We start from the raw sequence: 800 nt of genomic DNA on the forward strand, positions 1-800 counted from the left end.
CGCACATCCCGCATACCAATTAATCCGACCGAATGGGGAAACCCCTGGGGACGACGGGGAAAACCCGAACGTAATTGTCTTAAAATAAAGATTAAAGCTTCATCTGTTAGGGAATCTATTTCATCTAAAAAGATTACAAGAGGTCTTGGAGATTGTCCAGACCACTCACTTAAAGTTTTGCCTATTCCTGAGTCTGCTCCACGCTCTGGCCAATAGGATGGTTGCAGTTCTTTGGGTAAGTAAAATTTGATCGCCTGTTTCCATTCTTCCAAAATAACCTGCTCCGCTTGCTGGGGATTATGGGAAAACCCTGATCCTACTTCCACAGAGAGCATGATGGCGGTATATTCCCTACTATCAGTCAATTCTTGAGCTAGAGCTATCATAGCCGTGGTTTTGCCTACTTGTCGCGGTGCATGAATGATAAAGTAATTTTCTCCATCAATTAGCGCTTTCAAATCCGGTAGGCGAGCGGTGGGGGAGAGCATATAGTGGATGTTAGCTTTACATGGTCCAGCAGTGTTAAAGTGTTTGGGCATGGTGAGAAGGAGTTTTTAAAAAATAACCTTAGCGATTTTATTCTAGAATCTCTATAGGTGAACTCATAAGGGATCTTCATTGAAACCAGCACCCAACACCCTCAACTCATGGCATTACTCAATACGCCATAAAAAAAGCCCCGCACCAGGTGAGGAGCTTTTCATTTACCAGTAAGTAGGGAGGCACAATTATTTGTAGGATGCCCATGGGGGCGTTGGGTTTCGTTCCTCAACCCAACCTACGTTCATCTTGTGTTTAAT

At 44.0% G+C, this 800-nt stretch carries 1 protein-coding gene; it reads right to left on the reverse strand.

Annotation, left to right across the window (positions count from 1 at the left end; all coding sequences use genetic code 11):
* The coding region (locus NWP17_RS15995) for an AAA family ATPase (RefSeq protein WP_280655868.1) at nucleotides 1-539 on the reverse strand (539 nt) is incomplete at its 3' end.
* Nucleotides 540-800: the final 261 nt, after the last annotated feature.

It is taken from the genome of Chrysosporum bergii ANA360D (assembly GCF_029891735.1).
Classification (GTDB): domain Bacteria; phylum Cyanobacteriota; class Cyanobacteriia; order Cyanobacteriales; family Nostocaceae; genus Umezakia; species Umezakia bergii.